Source organism: Nitrospirillum goiasense, from assembly GCF_034427435.1.
GTDB lineage: Bacteria > Pseudomonadota > Alphaproteobacteria > Azospirillales > Azospirillaceae > Nitrospirillum.
In genome coordinates this window covers 1,261,235-1,276,855 of the sequence record NZ_JAXQNP010000003.1, presented here as the reverse complement: position 1 = coordinate 1,276,855, position 15,621 = coordinate 1,261,235, and the positions used below count along the sequence as shown (strand labels likewise).

The window sequence follows — 15,621 nt, the reverse complement described above, 5'->3', positions numbered from 1 at the left end:
CCGAGACAGCTACGAATCAGCCCTTACCAGCGTCACGAAAAGCCTGTTTAGGCTTTCATTTGCGCAAACCGAAAACATGCCTGAGGGGAATACTTGGCCATAAGGCGATCAGCCCGGCCGAGAGCCATCGACCATTTGAAATGGGTCCGACATCACACTGAAGGCCACCAGGCCCTTTAATGCCATTTGTCGACATGGCATTTCCCTCCCCGCTTGTCGCCGAATTTAAGTCATGCGGCTTGTTCGTAATCTTACTTATATGATTAATGGGCCGGCGGCGCAATACCCTTTGGGGGCATTATCGCGATCATAGACACTAATGCGTTGAAACTTAGCGACTATCGCGCGATTCGGCCCCGCCGCCAAAGCGTTCCGATGGCGAACCATCGAGGGATGGGGAGGGAGCGCCGAACGGAACCCAACCGTAGGGCCACGGGCCCTGGACAGGCTGTCAGAGGGGTGCCAGGGCCGTCACTTCGGCCCTTGGCCCCCGGGGGAGCCACCGGGGGAGGTGCCACCGCCGGTCTTGCCCGAACCCTTCCGGGGCGCGGGCTTGGCCTCCGGCTTGCCGTCCTCATCCGTGGGGGAGAGGAAGAACAGGTTGCGCAGGAAGCCGGGCGCCAGCACGGCCAGCGGGTTCACCGACACGTCCAGGTCGTCCAGCGGACCCTTCACGCGATATGTCGCCGACAGCAGCCCCTGCCCCTCCCCGCCCGTCAGCAGGTCGCCCACGATGGGGATGGCGCCCAGCAGCTTGTTCAGGGTGCTGAAGGGCACGATGGTGCCCTGAAGGTCGGCCATGCTCCGGCTGAGGTTGATCTCGCCTTCCATGGTCAGGCCGATGGCCGCACCGGAGGTGCGCACGTCATGGAAGGTGACGCCGGTCTCGGTCCAATGGAAGCCGCCCTCCAGCTTGCTGAAGGTGATGGGGGCGCCGCTCATGAAGTCGGAAAAGCCCTGGAAGCTGGCGGCGGAAAGCAGGCGCGCCATCACCGGCGCCTCCACCACCTGGTAATCGGTGACGTCCAGCGTGCCGTCCACCACCTCGTGCGGGTCGCCGGGCAGGCTGCGGCCCTTGACCACCAGCTTGCCCCCCCGCAGGTGGTCCAGCACGTCCAACTGTTGCAGGGCGGCGCCGGCGTCATCGGAGGTGATGGTGAGCGCCATGGCGTTGCCATCGGGCACATAACGCAGGGACAGATGGCCGGCGTTGTCCTTGCCGACACGGGTGTCCAGCACGACGGAGCGCCAGCCGCGGCCCCGGCGGGAGAACTGGCCCTTGCTGGCGCCGATCTCACGCCCGCCGTTGGCCGTCACCACCTTGTCGAAGGTGAAGTCGATGTCCAGCGGCGGGCGGGCATCCAGCGCCTTCAGGTCCGCCTCGCTCGGCGCGCGGGGCGAACCTCCGGCATTGCCCCCGCCGCCGCCATTGCCGCCACCACTGGCGGAGCGGCGGAAGGGCCGGGCGTCCAGCGAAGGCCCAGCCGCCTTGATCCGCATGCCGCCGGCATCGTCCATGTCCACCGTCATGGCGGCGTCGGTGCGCCCCTGGTGATAGCGGTCGACCGCGATATGGCTGATGGAAAAGTCGTGCTTCAGGTCCAGGCTGCCCGACGCCTCCATCCCGTCCGACTTCAGCTGGAAGCGGGTGACATGCAGGGGCCGCCCCTGGTCGAACCCCACCTCGACATGCGCCGACGCCGGCGTGCCCGGGACCTTGCGCCAGTCCATCAGCGAGACGGCCAGCGCGGACCGGGTCAGGTCCAGGTCGGCCAGGATGGATTCGGTGTGCTGGGCGTCACGGGTGTAGACCATGCTGACCCCCATGGGCCCGCGCACCCAATCGGGAAAGTCCAGGTGGAACAGCTGGCGGTCGCGGTCGGTGGCCGTGGCCTGCAAGGCGACACGGGTGCCGATGGGCGCCTCTTCCGGGAAGTTCTCCCGCCACAGGATGCGGGCCGGCATGCCGTTCAGCCGGGCGGTGCCGTTGGTGTCCATGCCCTTGTTGTCCAGCACCAGGTTCAGGTCGCCCTCGGACGCCTTGATGTCGGCCACGATGTTGTCGGCCGCCACGTTCTTCAGGTGGGCCTGCACGCCCAGTTTCACCTGGTCCATCTTGAGGGTGGCGACCAAGGGGAAGTCGAAGCGCAGGGTCATGTCGGCGGTGCCGGCCACGGCGGACGGCACCAGGCCCACCTTCTTGGCATAGCCCAGCGGCGGGGTGTCGATCACGGTGAGGGCGGAGGAGATGGGGCCGCTGACCGGCAGCGTCATTTCCATCTTCTGCGCCGTCTTGTCCAGGCCGGTGATGTCCAGGCGCGACGTGCCCAGCGCCAGATCCAGCAGCCGGCCCTGCGTCAGCTCGATACCCAGGTGGCCGCCGTCGAAGGTGGCGGTGCCGCCGACATCCTTCACCTTGGGCAAACCGTCCATGTAGTTCACGGTCGCGCCGGAAAAGGCGAAGGTGGCGGCCATGCGCGTGGGAACCAGGTCCGACAGGCCGGCCGGCGCGCTACCCTCCAGGGTGAAGGCGACCTTGTCGAAGGCGCCATCGGACAGGTTCTGCATAATCCAGGCGCGCGGCTTGGGCAGGGCATCCAGGGGCCACAGGGCGTCCAGCGCGTTCAGCGGCACCGCCTTGACCTCGGCGTTCAGCCCCACCCGGTAACTGCCGTCATCGCGCTTCGCCGCCTTGCCCGTCACCGCGATGGTGGAACCGGAGGCGATGGTGGAACCCGGGGCGGCCCCGTTGGTGGCCGGCAAGGTCAGGTTCAGATGGTTGAGGGTCAGCCCCTCCGGCTCCATTCGGGCCTGAAGGTCGAGGTTCGCCACCGTCAGCGGCGCCTTCAACCGGCCCGGCAGGGTGACCGTGCCCGCCGTGCCGCTGAGCGCCACGTCGAAGAAGCGGGGAGAGAAGTCGGCGGCGAGGTCCAGGGTGACCGTGCCCGCCAAAGGCATGTCGATGCCGCCGACGGCCGCCAGCACCCCGTCCGACGCGCGGGTGACATGGGCCAGATCCGCCGGGCTGACGCCGGAGAAATGGCCCACGGCGCTGATGGTGCCGTCGGCCAGGCGATAGCCCAGGTCAGCCGCCAGTTGGGTCATGTGCCCGCCCAAATCGACCATGAGCTGGGCGTTGCCGGTGATGCCCTGGCGGTCACGCGTGAGCACGACGTCGGCCCGGGGGGCGGACCACACCAGGCCCAATTGCCGGTTGTCCACCGACAGCCGCGCCTCCGACACCACCAGCTTGGTCAGGGCGCCCAGGGGTTCCAAGGGGTCGGGCGGGCGCTTCAGGGCCGTGATCAGGTCGGCCATGAAGTCGTTGCCGTCGTCGGTGTCGTCATCCGACAGCACCGCCAGGCGGAAACGACCGTCGACCTCGCGGATGGCGTTCAGGCGCGGGCGGACCAGCACGATGCGGGTGGGCGCCAGGCGGCCGTGCAGCAGGGCCGGGACCGACAGCGCCACGCGGAATTCCGGCAGGGTCGCCACCGTGGCGCCCCCCGTGCCGGTCAGCACCACGTCGTCGGCCATGATTTCCACCGTGGCGCCCTTGGCCGCCTTGGCCAAGGCGACCTTGTGGACCGAGATATGGACGGTGCCGCCCTCGTTCACCGCCTGCTCAAGATAGGGCGCGAACCAGGAAATGGGCATGGGCCCGCGGCTCAGGCGCCAGGACAGCAGGCCGGCCGTCAGCAGCACCACCAGCAGCAGGCCGGCCGCCAGTTCCAGGATCACCAGGGCCGTGTGTCCCACCAAGCCGCCCAATACGCCCCGCCGCTTGCGCGGAGGCCGGGGTGCCTTGGACGCCGGATCGGGGGGCGCCGGATCAGGCACCTCCGGCGGACGCCGGCCGGGCACCCGCAGCCCCACGGGCTCCGTCCCGACTGGCATCCCAGTCGGGGCGCCGGCGGGCGCCTCGGCGGGGGGAAGGGGCGGCGTGGGACGAGGCAAAGGTTCAGACTTCCAGCATGGCTTGACCCGGTCGGCGGCCCGCGGGCACTCTGCCCCCCGTGACCCTTCCAACCGCGAACGGCGAACAGCGAACGGGCCCCGCCCGCCACCACCGTCCCGCCCAGCAACATAGGGCGCGATGGACGGGTTACACGGGGGCAAGGTCCGATTCCTGGCATAGCCCGGCCAGACATCCATGTTCAATGCGAAATCCCTACCCCAAGCGGCAGATACCGAACTTCTGGCCCGTGGGCTGGAGTCCTGGCACCGGCGGGCGGAGGAATCCGGCGATCCGGAGCTGATGCAATTCGCCAGCACCTACGCGGCGGACGAGGTGGGTGGGGCCCTGCTGCGGGCCATCCTGGGCAACAGCCCCTTCCTGGGCCAGGCCTTGCTGAAGGAGCAGGCGTTCTTCCGGCAGGTGGCCACGCAGGGCTTCGACGCCGCCTTCATGGAGATGCTGGAGGGGCTGTGGGGGGGTGTGGGGGGCGCCACCACCACCGACCGCCTGATGAAGGCCTTGCGCGTGGCCAAGCGCCGCGCCGCCCTGCTGATCGCCGCCGCCGACATCGCGGAGGCGTGGACGCTGGAGCAGGTGACCGGCGCGCTCAGCCAACTGGCGGAAACAGCGCTGCGGCTGACCGCGCGCCACCTGCTGCGCCAACTGGCGGCCAAGGGGGAAATCCGCCTGCCCGACGCGGAGAACGACCCCGAGGCCGGCAGCGGCCTGATCGTGCTGGCCATGGGCAAGTTCGGGGCGCTGGAGCTGAACTACTCCAGCGATATCGACCTGATCGTCCTCTATGACGACGGCGTGGTGCAGGCCCGCGACCCCGATGAGATGACCCGCACCTTCGTGCGACTGGCGCGGGAGCTGGTGCGCATCATGGAGGAGCGGACGGTGGACGGCTATGTCTTCCGCACCGACCTGCGCCTGCGCCCCGATCCCGGCGCCACCCCGCTGGCCGTCTCCGTCTCCGCCGCCGAGGCCTACTACGGCAGCCTGGGCCAAAACTGGGAGCGGGCGGCCATGATCAAGGCGCGGCCCGTGGCCGGCGACCGCAAGGCCGGCCAGGACTTCATGGGCCTGATCCGTCATTTCGTCTGGCGCCGCAGCCTGGACTTCGCCGCCATCCAGGACATCCATTCCATCAAGCGCCAGATCGGCGCGCACAAGGGCCACCGCGACAAGGCGGTGAACGGCCACGACATCAAGCTGGGCCGCGGCGGCATCCGCGAGATCGAGTTCTTCGCCCAGACCCAGCAACTGATCTATGGCGGGCGTGACGCCCATCTGCGTATCCCCGCCACCATGATGGCGCTGGACGCCCTGGTGGCGGCCGGGCGGGTCAGCGACGCGGCGGCGGAGGATTTGAAGGCGGCCTACCGCTTCCTGCGCCGGGTGGAGCACCGGGTGCAGATGGTGGACGACCAGCAGACCCACAAGCTGCCGGTGGACGACGCCGGCGTGGCGGCCATCGCCACCTTCCTGGGCTATGCCGACGCTGACACCTTCCGGACAGAGCTGCTGGCCACCCTGGGCCGGGTGGAGGACCGCTATGCCGCCCTGTTCGAGGAGGCGCCGCCCCTGTCGGGCCCCGGCAACCTGGTCTTCACCGGGACGGAGGACGACCCCGACACCATCACCACCCTGCGGGGCCTGGGCTTCCAGAATCCGTCGGCCGTGGCGGGGCAAATCCGCGCCTGGCACCACGGCCGCTATCGCGCCACCCGCAGCACCCGCGCGCGGGAGCTGCTGACGGAACTGGTGCCCAGCCTGCTGGCGGCCCTGGGCGGCACGGCGCAACCGGACCAGGCCTTCCTGAAGTTCGATGAGTTCCTGAACCGCCTGCCCGCCGGGGTGCAGCTGTTCAGCCTGTTCTACGCCAACCCCAAGCTGCTGGAGCTGGTGGCCCTGATCATGGGCACGGCCCCCCGTCTGGCCGACAGCCTATCGCGGCGCCCGTCGCAATTGGACGCCGTGCTGACGCCCGGCTTTTTCGACCATTTGCCCGACGCCCAGGAATTGCGCGAGGGGATGTCCCGCCTGCTGGCCGATGCCCACCACTTCGAAGAGGTGCTGGACCTGACGCGGCGCTGGACCAGCGACCAGCGCCTGCGCGCCGGCATCCAGATCCTGCGCCACCTGACCGATGGCGACCAGTGCGGCCCCTTCCTGACCGAGGTGGCGGAAACCGCCTTGGCCGTGCTGCATGAACGGGTGGCGGCGGAATACAGGCCCCGCCACGGCTGTTTCGCATCCGGAACGGATGGCGGGGCGGGCATGGCCATCCTGGGCATGGGCCGCCTGGGGGCGGGATCCCTGTCCCTGGGGTCGGACCTCGACCTGATCACGGTCTATCAGGTGCCGGACGGCGCGGACCAGTCGGACGGGCCCAAGCCGCTGTCACCCAGCGAGTATTACATCCGCCTGACCCAGCGCCTGATCAACGCCATCACCGCCCCCACGGCGGAGGGGGCGTTGTATGAGGTGGACATGCGGCTGCGCCCCTCCGGCAACAAGGGGCCCCTGGCCGTCAGCCTGGACGCCTTCATCCGGTATCAGCGGGAAAGCGCCTGGACCTGGGAACACATGGCGCTGACCCGCGCCCGGGTACTGACCGGCCCGCCGGCCCTGCGGGCACAACTGACCGAGGCCATCCGCGCCGTGCTGGTGCAGCCGCGCGACCCGGACAAGCTGCTGGCCGACGTGGCCGACATGCGCGTCCGCATGGACAAGGAACACCACACCAAGGACCCCTGGTCGGTGAAGCATGTGCGCGGCGGCATGGTCGATATCCAGTTCCTGGTGCAATACCTGACCCTGCGCCACGCCGCCGACCATCCCGGCATCCTGGATCCCAACACCACCGGCGCCCTGGCCCGCCTGCGCGACGCGGGACTGCTGGACGCGGCGGACGCCGACGCCCTGATCGACATCCACCGCCTGTGGCGCCGGGTGCAGGCCTTTCTGCGCCTGACGGTGGCCGGCGAGGTCAAGGTGGCGGAGGCGCCCCCCGCCCTACGCCTCGCCCTGGCGGAAGCCGTGGGAAACAATACCCCTGGGGGTCTTGACTTCGACGCGGCGGAGGCAAAGATCCGGGCCGCGGCGGCCCAGGCCCACGCCCTGTTCCAGAAGGTGGTGGAGGAACCCGCCGCCCGCCTGCCGGCGCCGGCCCCTTGATCCAACCGGCGGCCTGGACCGTATCCGCCCGCGTCGACACTCCATCGTCACAAACCCCACCGTCGCAAACCCCACCATCGCGAACCTAGGCACGAACCCAGGAAGGAAAAGCACCATGGCCGTTGAGGTCGGAACCCCCGCCCCGGATTTCACCATGCCCACCGATGGTGGCGGCAGCGTCACCCTGTCGTCCCTGAAAGGCCGTCCGGTGGTGCTGTACTTCTACCCCAAGGATGACACCAGCGGCTGCACGGCCGAAGCCTGCGGCTTCGGCGAATCCCTGCCGCACTTCGAAAAGGTGGACGCCACCATCATCGGCGTGTCCAAGGACAGCGTGGCCAGCCACGACAAGTTCAAGAAGAAGTACAACCTGCCCTTCACTCTGGCCTCCGACGCCGACAGCGACGTGTGCGAGCGCTATGGCGTGTGGGTGGAAAAGAACATGTACGGCCGCACCTATTTCGGCATCGAGCGCGCCACCTTCCTGATAGACAAGGACGGCCAGGTGGCCAAGGTGTGGCGCAAGGTCAAGGTGCCTGGTCATGTCGACGCCGTGCTGGCGGCGGTGCAGGCGCTGTGACATCCTGATCCGAGCAAGGCGAAAGAGTCCCAATGTCCAGTGTCAGCTCGCTCACCATCACCGGCTTCAAATCGATCCGGAGCTTGCGTGATTTCAAGCTGAACCCGCTGAATGTGCTGATCGGCGCCAATGGCGCCGGCAAGAGTAACTTCATTGGCTTCTTTCGCCTGCTCAGCCAAATGTACCTGCGGCGGCTACAGCTCTACGTGCAGACCCAAGGCGGGCCGGATGCTTTCCTGCATTTCGGCAGGAAGATAACCGACCATATCTATGCTGAAGTTTTCTTTCAGAGTGGAGGATATAAATTCAACCTCATCCCCACCGCAGACAACCGTCTAATATTCGAAGAAGAAATTATATACACAATAAATAATACGCACAAATCTGAATTTGGCATGCAACTAGGGTCTGGACACACCGAGTCAAATTTGGAAGATGCAGAAGATATATTCTCGCCAGTATTTCCCACTTCAGTCAAGAGTTTGCTTGTATATCATTTTCACGATACGGGCGAAACCGCACGGGTTAAGCAACCCCATGCCGCCAACATCAATCTCCGGCTGGAAACGGATGCTGGCAACCTCGCTGCATATCTGACGCTCCTTTACCAGAAGCATCCCCAACAATACCGGCGCATCGTGGAAACGATCCGCCTCGTCGCCCCCTTCTTCGGCGACTTCGTGCACCGGGACGATGCCGAGTTCGTGGAGTTGGAATGGACCCAGGCCGGCCGGCCGGACACGCCCTTCAAGGCGCATATGCTCTCGGACGGCACCTTGCGCTTCATCTGCCTGGCGACCCTACTGCTGCAACCGACGTCCAAGCTGCCGGACACCATCCTGATCGATGAGCCGGAACTGGGTTTACACCCCTATGCCATTTCAGTGTTGGCCGACATGTTCAAGCAGGTGGCGGAGCAACGCCAACTGATCGTGTCCACGCAGTCGGTCGAACTGGTCAATGAACTGACGCCCGAGGACATCATCGTCGTCGACCAGGAAGACGGCGCCTCCACCTTCAAGCGCTACTCCGGGGAAGAGTTGGCCGGGTGGCTGCAAGAGTATTCCCTGGGCGAAATCTGGAAGCGGAACATCCTGGGCGGGAGGCCCTGACCCGTCATGGAGGTCATCGTCTTCGCCGAGGGCCAGACGGAAGAGCAGTTCATCAAACGGGTCATCGCCCCCACGCTGCGGGGCCTGGGCATTTTCCTGAAACCGCAGTTGCTGCACACGTCGCGGGACGCCAAGGGCGGCGCCGTAACGTTCGACCGCCTGAAGGTCAATGCCCGCAACACCTTGCGACAGCATACCGATGCCGTCCTCACCACGTTTCTCGATCTTTATGGCCTGGACACCTCTTTCCCAGGCCTGGATCAGTCCAGCCCGTATGCGGGTCCACTCCGAAAAGCGGAACGCATAGAAGCCAGCCTGACGGCCGCGATAGTCGAAGGCATCGGATGCAAACCCGGCCGGTTCATCCCCCATATCCAGCCTTATGAATTCGAAGGCTTGCTATTTTCCGATGTCGAGGCGTTGGCGACAACGGAGCCGGGCTGGAACGACAGCCTGACGAAGCTTCGGAAAATCCGCGCAGGCTTCGAAACGCCGGAACACATCAACGACAGCTTCGACACCAAGCCATCCAGGCGCTTGGAAACGGCCCTCACCCCAAAATACCACAAAACCCGGCACGGCCCTCTGGCGGCGGGACATGTCACATTGGCAGCCATGGAACGGGAGTGCGCCCACTTCCGTGGCTGGATGGACAAGCTGAGGGCCCTGGCCCAATAGCCGGTTGCTGATGGCGGAGCCGCGCCCCCTCCCTCAGAGCGGCGCCCAGGGGTCATAGGTGCCGAAGCTCCAGCTGTTCCCCTCGGGATCGCGGGCGTGGTAGCCGCGGCCGGGGTAGCCTTCGTTGTCGTGCGGCGGGGTCACGATCTCCGCCCCGGCGGCGCGGGCGCGGGCGTGGTGGGCATCCAGGTCGTCGACGATGATGTAGACGCACGCCGTCACACCCCCCGCCTCCGCCGCCGTTTTCCAGCGATAGGCATCGGTGGACGGCCCGGGCCGGGCCGATCCCAGCATGACCATGCCGTCGCCCAACGTCAGCTGGGCATGGTGGATGAGGCTGGGGTCCTGGTCGTCGGCATAAACGGCGTGGCTCTCGAAACCGAAGGCGGCGCAGAGGAAGTCGATGGCGGCCGGCGCATCCTGATAGCGCAGGCAGGGGATCAGCGAATGGGTGGGCATGGCGCTCAGTCTCCTGTCAGGCGGCGACGGTGCCGCGGCCCCGACCCTAGGGCCGGATGGCGCGGCCTGGATTGGATCTAATTTACCTTCTCGATCCTGGCCTCCCCCATCCCGGCCTCCACCAGGCCGCCGCCGTCCGGCAGGGATTGGGCCAGGTACTGCCCCGGCGTCAGGCCGGCGAACTCCCGGAACTCGCGGATCATGTGCGACTGGTCGCAATAGCCGGCGTCGATGGCGATGCCGGCCCAGCCGCCGCTGCCCGCGTCCGGCGGGGCCGCCCCTAGCCCCTTGGTCAGCGCCTCGAACCGCAGCAGGCGCCGGTAGGTGCGCGGGCCCACGCCCAGCGCGTCCTTCACGCGGGCGGCGAGGTGCTTGGCGCTCCAGCCTATGTCTTGCGCGATGGCGGCGATGTCCATGTCGGGCCGGTCGCGCAGCAGGGCCAGCGCGTGCATCTGCGCCCTGGGCAGGCCCGGCAGGGCGGCGAAGCGGCGGGTCAGCGCCTCGTCCAGGATGGCCATGCGTCCGGCCCCGTCCGGCGCCTCCGCCAACGCCTGGCCCAGCCGCGTCCCCGCCGGGCCCAGCATGGCGTCCAGGGGCACCACGCGGTCGACCAGCTCCGTCAATGGGCATCCCAACAGACGCCGCAGGCTGGAGAGCGGCAGGAAGACATGCATCCCCGCCTGGGCACCGCCCGACCGGGACAGCGCCGGCGCCAGGTGGGCGCCGGCCACGAAGCCCTCGCCAGCGCGCACGGTGATCGGCCGCCCATCGCCGCCGACGATGCCGATGGGTTCCGCCAGGTTGACGATCAGGACGGCCTGGGCGTGGGGCAGTTCCCGGCGGGTGGTGAAGCTGGTCCGCTCGCGGTAGTCGGCATAGCCGTCCACCAAGCCGGACAGGGGCGGCGGCGGCGCCAGATTGGCCACATGCCAGGCGTCCCGCGGGCCATCATGGCGGCGGACGGATACGAGGCGAGAGGAAGAGACGGTCATGCGGCGGCCCCTGACGGCGCGGTCTGCGTGTCAGCTTGGCACAGATCAGACCGGCTGGGGAGGTGCGCCCGCGCCTACTTCAACGGATAGTCGAACACGGCGTAGTGCCCGCCATGGTCGAACCGCCGGTTGGGCATGTCCGGGCGGTGGTTCACGCCGGTGTAGTGGCCGATCAGCGACCGCCGCTCCACCCCCGGGCGGTTCGGCGCCGAGCCCCGGTGCATCAACCGGCCATGCCAGATCAGCACGTCGCCCTTTTCCCCCAGGAAGCGGCGCGTCTCCACCCCCTGGGCCGCGATCTCCGCCTCGATGGCCGGGGTGACGTAGCGTTGGGTCAGGTGCGGCCAGGAGGCGCTGCCGGTGGTGCCGGTGACGCGGTCGCGTTCCGCCGCGGTCATGAACTGCCGCACCCTTTCCCCCTGCAGCAGGGGCCAGCGGTGGGAGCCAGGGACATATTCGAACGGCCCGGAGTCGGGGTCGATGCGGTCCAGGGCAATCCACACGGCGGCGTACCAGCCGTTGACGAAGGGCGGGCTGAGATATTCGTCCTGGTGCCAGTTGCGCTCGGTCGAGGCCCAGCCGGTGAGGTTCAGATGCAGCATCATCTCCTCCCCGATCAGGCTGTTCATGATGACCATCAGCGGCGGGTGCAGGCAGATGCGCCGCAACTCCTCCACCTGCATGTAGGGGGTGGGGGTGATCCAGCCCAGCGCCCGGTCCACCTGCTCGCGCCGCTTGATGTAGGGGTCCAGCAGGTCGTCGCCGAGGAAGCCCTTGAGCAGGACCACGCCCTCGCGCCGCCATTGCCGCTGTTCGGGGGTCAGTGCCGCCTCATCCACCACCGGCTGGTCCAGGGGCGGCAGGCCCTGGGGATCGGGATGGTCACTCAACATGGAAAAGCGGATGCCGCCGCTGGCGTCCGGCGGCGTGCCGTAGCACAGGGCGCCCAGGGGCGGCCGGTCCCCCAGGGTGCGGGCCAAGGCCAGCAGTGCCGGCGCCAGCGCCTGGGCATCCGGCGCCTCATCCGTCTCGGCCACGAACAGCCAGTAGACGGGGCCGCAGCCCGTCGTGGGGAAGGGCGGAACGGTGACGCGGTCACAGCGCAGATCGCCCTCGAACAGGCCATCCGGGGTGCGCGACACCAGCGGCCCCTGCCGCGCCAGGCCGGTCGCCTCATCGACCAGGAGGGCGTGCAGCTTGCGGTCTGGACGGCCGGCCCGGATATCGCCCGGCACCTCCACGACCTCCAGGTTGGCCACACGCGTCACCACCCGTTCCACGATCAGCAGCGGCGGAAGCGGCGCCACCGGCGGCGGGGCGACGGGTGCGGCGACCGGCCGACGGCCGAGGAGGCGGGACAGGAAGGTCATGGCAAAAGCCGGTCCATCAGGGGAAGAGGGTCACAGCAGGGGCGTGTGGAAGACGGCGTAGTGTCCGCCGCCCTCGAACCGGCGCTCCGGCATGTCGGGGCGATGGTTCACGCCGGTATAGTGCGCGATCAGGGACCGCCGCTCCAGACCCTGCTGCCGCGCGGGGGAGCCGCGATGCATCAGGCGGCCGTGCCAAATCAGCACGTCGCCCTTCTCCGCCAGGAAGGCCCGTTTTTCAACGCCGCGCCGGGCGATCTCCGCCTCCACGATGGGGGCGACATAGGACTGGGTGATGCTGGGCCACGCGTCATAGCCGCTGTCGGTGACCGCGCTGAGGCGCCGTTCATCCTCGGTCATGAACTGGCGCACCTTGTCGCCGCGCAGCAGCGGCCAGCGGTGCGAGCCGGGAATGTATTCGAAGGGACCGGCATCAGGGTGGATGCGGTCCAGCGCGATCCACACGGCGGCGTACCAGCTGTTCACGAAAGGGGGGCTGAGATACTCGTCCTGATGCCAATCGCGTTCGGTCGAGATCCAGCCGGTGAGGTTGAGGTGCAGCAGCATCTCCTCCCCCACCAGGCGGTTCAGCACGGCCATCAGCGGCGGGTGCAGGCAGATGCGGCGCAACTCCTCCACCTGCATATAGGGGGTGGGGGACCGCCAGCCGCCCGCCCGTCCCACCTGTTCGCGGCGGGCGATGTAGGGATCCAGCAGGTCATCGGACAGGAAGCCCTTGAGGATGGCCACGCCCTCCTCCCGCCACTGCCGCTGTTCGGGGGTCAGCGCGCCCTCATCCACCACCGGCTGGTCCAGGGGCGGCAGGGTGGCCGGGGGCGGCTCGTCACTGATCATGGCGAAACTGAGCCTGGCCCGGTCCAGGGCGGGGCCTTCGCATCCCACCGCCAGCGGCGGCCGCGACCCCAGGCCAGCCGCCAGCGCCCGCAGGGCCGGCAGCAGCGGCACGGGATCGGCCGGCATGGGATCGGCATCGTCCAGCGGCGCCACCACGAACAGCCAGAAGGCGGGGCCCATCCCTTCGGGGAAGGCGGCGAAGGCGACGCGGTCGATGCCGGGTGTCGCCTGGACCACGTCACCCACGCGCACCTGGGTGCCCGCCGCATCCATCACCAGGGCCTGCAGCGGCGCCCCATCCCGGGTGGCCCGCAGGTCACCGGGGATGGTGATGGCATTCAGCCCATGGACGAAGGCGTTAAACGGCTCGGCGATCACCACGTCAGGCAGGATCGGCGACGCCGCCGCCACGGTCACCGCCGCACGGCGCGAAAACAGGCGCGACAGAATTTGCATTGGTTCCCAACCCCACCCCAGCGCCGCCCCGCCCCCCGAGGCGGCACCATCGGGTATACACCGCCCCGCGCGCCGGCCGCAACGCGGGCAGCCGAAAGGTAGGCGCCCGGAAAGGGTCGTGTCAGGCGCTGGCGCTGCGGGCGCCGGTGGTCAGGGTGCCGCCCAGGCGGGCCAGGATCTCCCCGGCCAGGGCCGCGATCTCTTCCGAGCCCTTGGCGCGGCGGTCGGTTTCCTGCAGCGACAGGCCGTCCATCATGGCGCCAGCGAAGCCCACGCGGTTGCCGATCACCGCCTCCGCCATGGGCACGCCCAGGCCCGCCACCGCCTCCGTCAGCCGATCGGCCAGCTTGGCGCGGGGCGGCACGCGGTTCAGCGTCACAAGCACCGGGCGCTTTTCCGTCTTCGCCATGTCCAGCGTCGGGCGGGTGGCCCACAGGTCCATGGGGCTGGGCTGCACCGGGACCACCACCAGGTCGGCCACGCGCACGGCGATGCGCGCCTCCGTCTCGGCATGCGGGGGGCTGTCGACGACCACCACGTCATGCTCCCGCGCCAGGCGCTCCACCTCTTTCTGGGTGCGCCAGCCGTTGATCTGCATATGGGTCAGGCCGGGATCGTCCAGCGCCTGCGTCCGCAGGCCGAACCAGGCGGTCAGGCTGCCCTGGGGGTCGATGTCCACCACCGCCACCCGCAGCCCGGCCAGGGACCAGGCCACCGCCAGCTGGATGGCCAGCGTGGTTTTGCCCGCCCCGCCCTTCTGCTGCGCGATGGTGACGACGTGACCCGCCATGATGGTTCCCCCTTCAAGGAATGACCGTGGCCGGCAGTGTGGACCCCGCCGCGATGGCGGGCAAGGGTGCAGCGCACAATCGGCGATGCCTCAAAAGGGTGGGGCGGCCCTGCGGCCGGCGGCCTTGGACCGGGCGGGCCGGTGGGCTAGATAGGGTGGACATCCTTCACCAGGTGCCGGCCCGTGACCCAACACCCTGCCCCCGACATGTCCCCGCCCACCACCGAAGCGCTGGCCCGCGCGTCGCAGGCGCTGGCCGCCGGCAAGCTGGTGGCCTTCCCGACGGAGACGGTCTACGGCCTGGGCGGCGACGCCGGTAATGACCAGGCGGTGGCCGACATCTTCGCCGCCAAGGGCCGCCCCAGCTTCAACCCCCTGATCGTCCATCTGCCCGATGTCGCGGCGGTGGAGCGCTATGCCGTGATGGATGAGCGGGCGCACCAGATGGCCGACCTCTACTGGCCCGGCCCCCTGACCCTGGTCCTGCCCCGGCGGCCGGACGCGGCCCTGTCGCTGCTGGTCAGCGCCGGGCTGGACACGGTGGCGGTGCGGGTGCCGCGCCACCCCACCGCCCGCGCCCTGCTGCAGGCCAGCGGCCGGCCCATCGCGGCGCCCAGCGCCAACCGGTCCGGCCATGTCAGCCCCACCGCCCCCATCCATGTGCGGGAGGAGTTTCCCGATGGCGGCGGGGGCCGGCTGGCCCTGATCCTGGCGGACGGCCGCTGCCCGGTGGGGGTGGAGTCCACCGTGCTGGACCTGTCGGGCGAGCATCCCGTGCTGCTGCGCCCCGGCTCCATCACACCGGAGGAGATCGAGGCCGTGCTGGGCCCCGTCCAGCGCGCCGCCACTCCCGGAACCGGGATCAAAGCGCCGGGCATGCTGGAAAGCCATTACGCCCCCGGCCTGCCGGTCCGCCTGAACGCCCTGAACGCGGCGAAGGACGAGGCGCTGCTGGGCTTCGGCCCCGATCGCTTCGTCCTGGGCGGGGCGGAGCGGCTGAACCTGTCCCCCACCGGTGATTTGAACGAGGCCGCCGCCAACCTGTTCGCCATGCTGCGCCGGCTGGACAAGCCCGGCCTGAGCGGCATCGCGGTCATGACCATCCCGGACGTGGGCCTGGGCCTGGCCATCAACGACCGCCTGCGCCGCGCGGCCGCACCGCGCCCCTGACGCTGGCGCGACCGGAACCTG

At 68.7% G+C, this 15,621-nt stretch carries 11 protein-coding genes; 5 read left to right on the top strand and 6 right to left on the bottom strand.

What is annotated here, in order from left to right:
• Window positions 1-471 precede the first annotated feature (471 nt).
• Window positions 472-3,759: a YhdP family protein gene (locus tag ULB03_RS19950; RefSeq protein ID WP_322484840.1), complete on the bottom strand. Its 3,288-nt coding sequence runs from the start codon at window positions 3,757-3,759 to the stop codon at window positions 472-474.
• Window positions 3,760-4,153: 394 nt separating this feature from the next.
• On the opposite strand from ULB03_RS19950, the gene ULB03_RS19945 reads away from it, so the two are divergent.
• The 4 genes from ULB03_RS19945 to ULB03_RS19930 all read left to right on the top strand — a co-directional run bounded on the left by ULB03_RS19945 (window position 4,154) and on the right by ULB03_RS19930 (window position 9,511).
• Complete coding sequence (locus ULB03_RS19945) at window positions 4,154-7,141, top strand: bifunctional [glutamine synthetase] adenylyltransferase/[glutamine synthetase]-adenylyl-L-tyrosine phosphorylase (protein ID WP_322484839.1); 2,988 nt, start codon at window positions 4,154-4,156, stop codon at window positions 7,139-7,141.
• Between the two features lie 115 nt (window positions 7,142-7,256).
• Entirely contained in the window at window positions 7,257-7,721 is a 465-nt protein-coding gene (gene bcp, locus ULB03_RS19940) for a thioredoxin-dependent thiol peroxidase (protein ID WP_145728964.1), read from the top strand.
• A gap of 32 nt (window positions 7,722-7,753) precedes the next feature.
• A complete protein-coding gene (locus ULB03_RS19935; RefSeq protein ID WP_322484838.1) occupies window positions 7,754-8,833 on the top strand; it encodes an AAA family ATPase in 1,080 nt (359 codons plus the stop codon).
• A 6-nt stretch (window positions 8,834-8,839) separates the two neighbouring features.
• Window positions 8,840-9,511 (top strand): DUF4276 family protein, encoded by a 672-nt coding sequence (locus ULB03_RS19930; protein ID WP_322484837.1) that lies wholly within the window; start codon window positions 8,840-8,842, stop codon window positions 9,509-9,511.
• A gap of 33 nt (window positions 9,512-9,544) precedes the next feature.
• Here the strand turns inward: ULB03_RS19930 and ULB03_RS19925 are convergent, their stop codons facing one another.
• From ULB03_RS19925 to parA, 5 genes are all read right to left on the bottom strand, one after another.
• A complete protein-coding gene (locus ULB03_RS19925) occupies window positions 9,545-9,970 on the bottom strand; it encodes a VOC family protein (protein WP_322484836.1) in 426 nt (141 codons plus the stop codon).
• A 77-nt stretch (window positions 9,971-10,047) separates the two neighbouring features.
• The gene (locus ULB03_RS19920) at window positions 10,048-10,962 is read right to left on the bottom strand and encodes a helix-turn-helix domain-containing protein (RefSeq protein WP_322484835.1); all 915 of its coding nucleotides are present in this window, start codon (window positions 10,960-10,962) and stop codon (window positions 10,048-10,050) included.
• A gap of 74 nt (window positions 10,963-11,036) precedes the next feature.
• On the bottom strand, window positions 11,037-12,332 hold the full coding sequence (locus ULB03_RS19915) for a phytanoyl-CoA dioxygenase family protein (protein ID WP_322484834.1): 1,296 nt from the start codon (window positions 12,330-12,332) through the stop codon (window positions 11,037-11,039).
• Between the two features lie 30 nt (window positions 12,333-12,362).
• A complete protein-coding gene (locus ULB03_RS19910; protein WP_322484833.1) occupies window positions 12,363-13,640 on the bottom strand; it encodes a phytanoyl-CoA dioxygenase family protein in 1,278 nt (425 codons plus the stop codon).
• Window positions 13,641-13,761: 121 nt separating this feature from the next.
• Window positions 13,762-14,430 carry a ParA family partition ATPase gene (parA, locus tag ULB03_RS19905; protein ID WP_322484832.1) on the bottom strand — a complete coding sequence of 223 codons (669 nt, stop codon included), beginning with the start codon at window positions 14,428-14,430 and terminating at the stop codon, window positions 13,762-13,764.
• A 207-nt stretch (window positions 14,431-14,637) separates the two neighbouring features.
• On the opposite strand from parA, the gene ULB03_RS19900 reads away from it, so the two are divergent.
• Window positions 14,638-15,600 (top strand): L-threonylcarbamoyladenylate synthase, encoded by a 963-nt coding sequence (locus ULB03_RS19900; protein ID WP_322485237.1) that lies wholly within the window; start codon window positions 14,638-14,640, stop codon window positions 15,598-15,600.
• Window positions 15,601-15,621 lie beyond the last annotated feature (21 nt).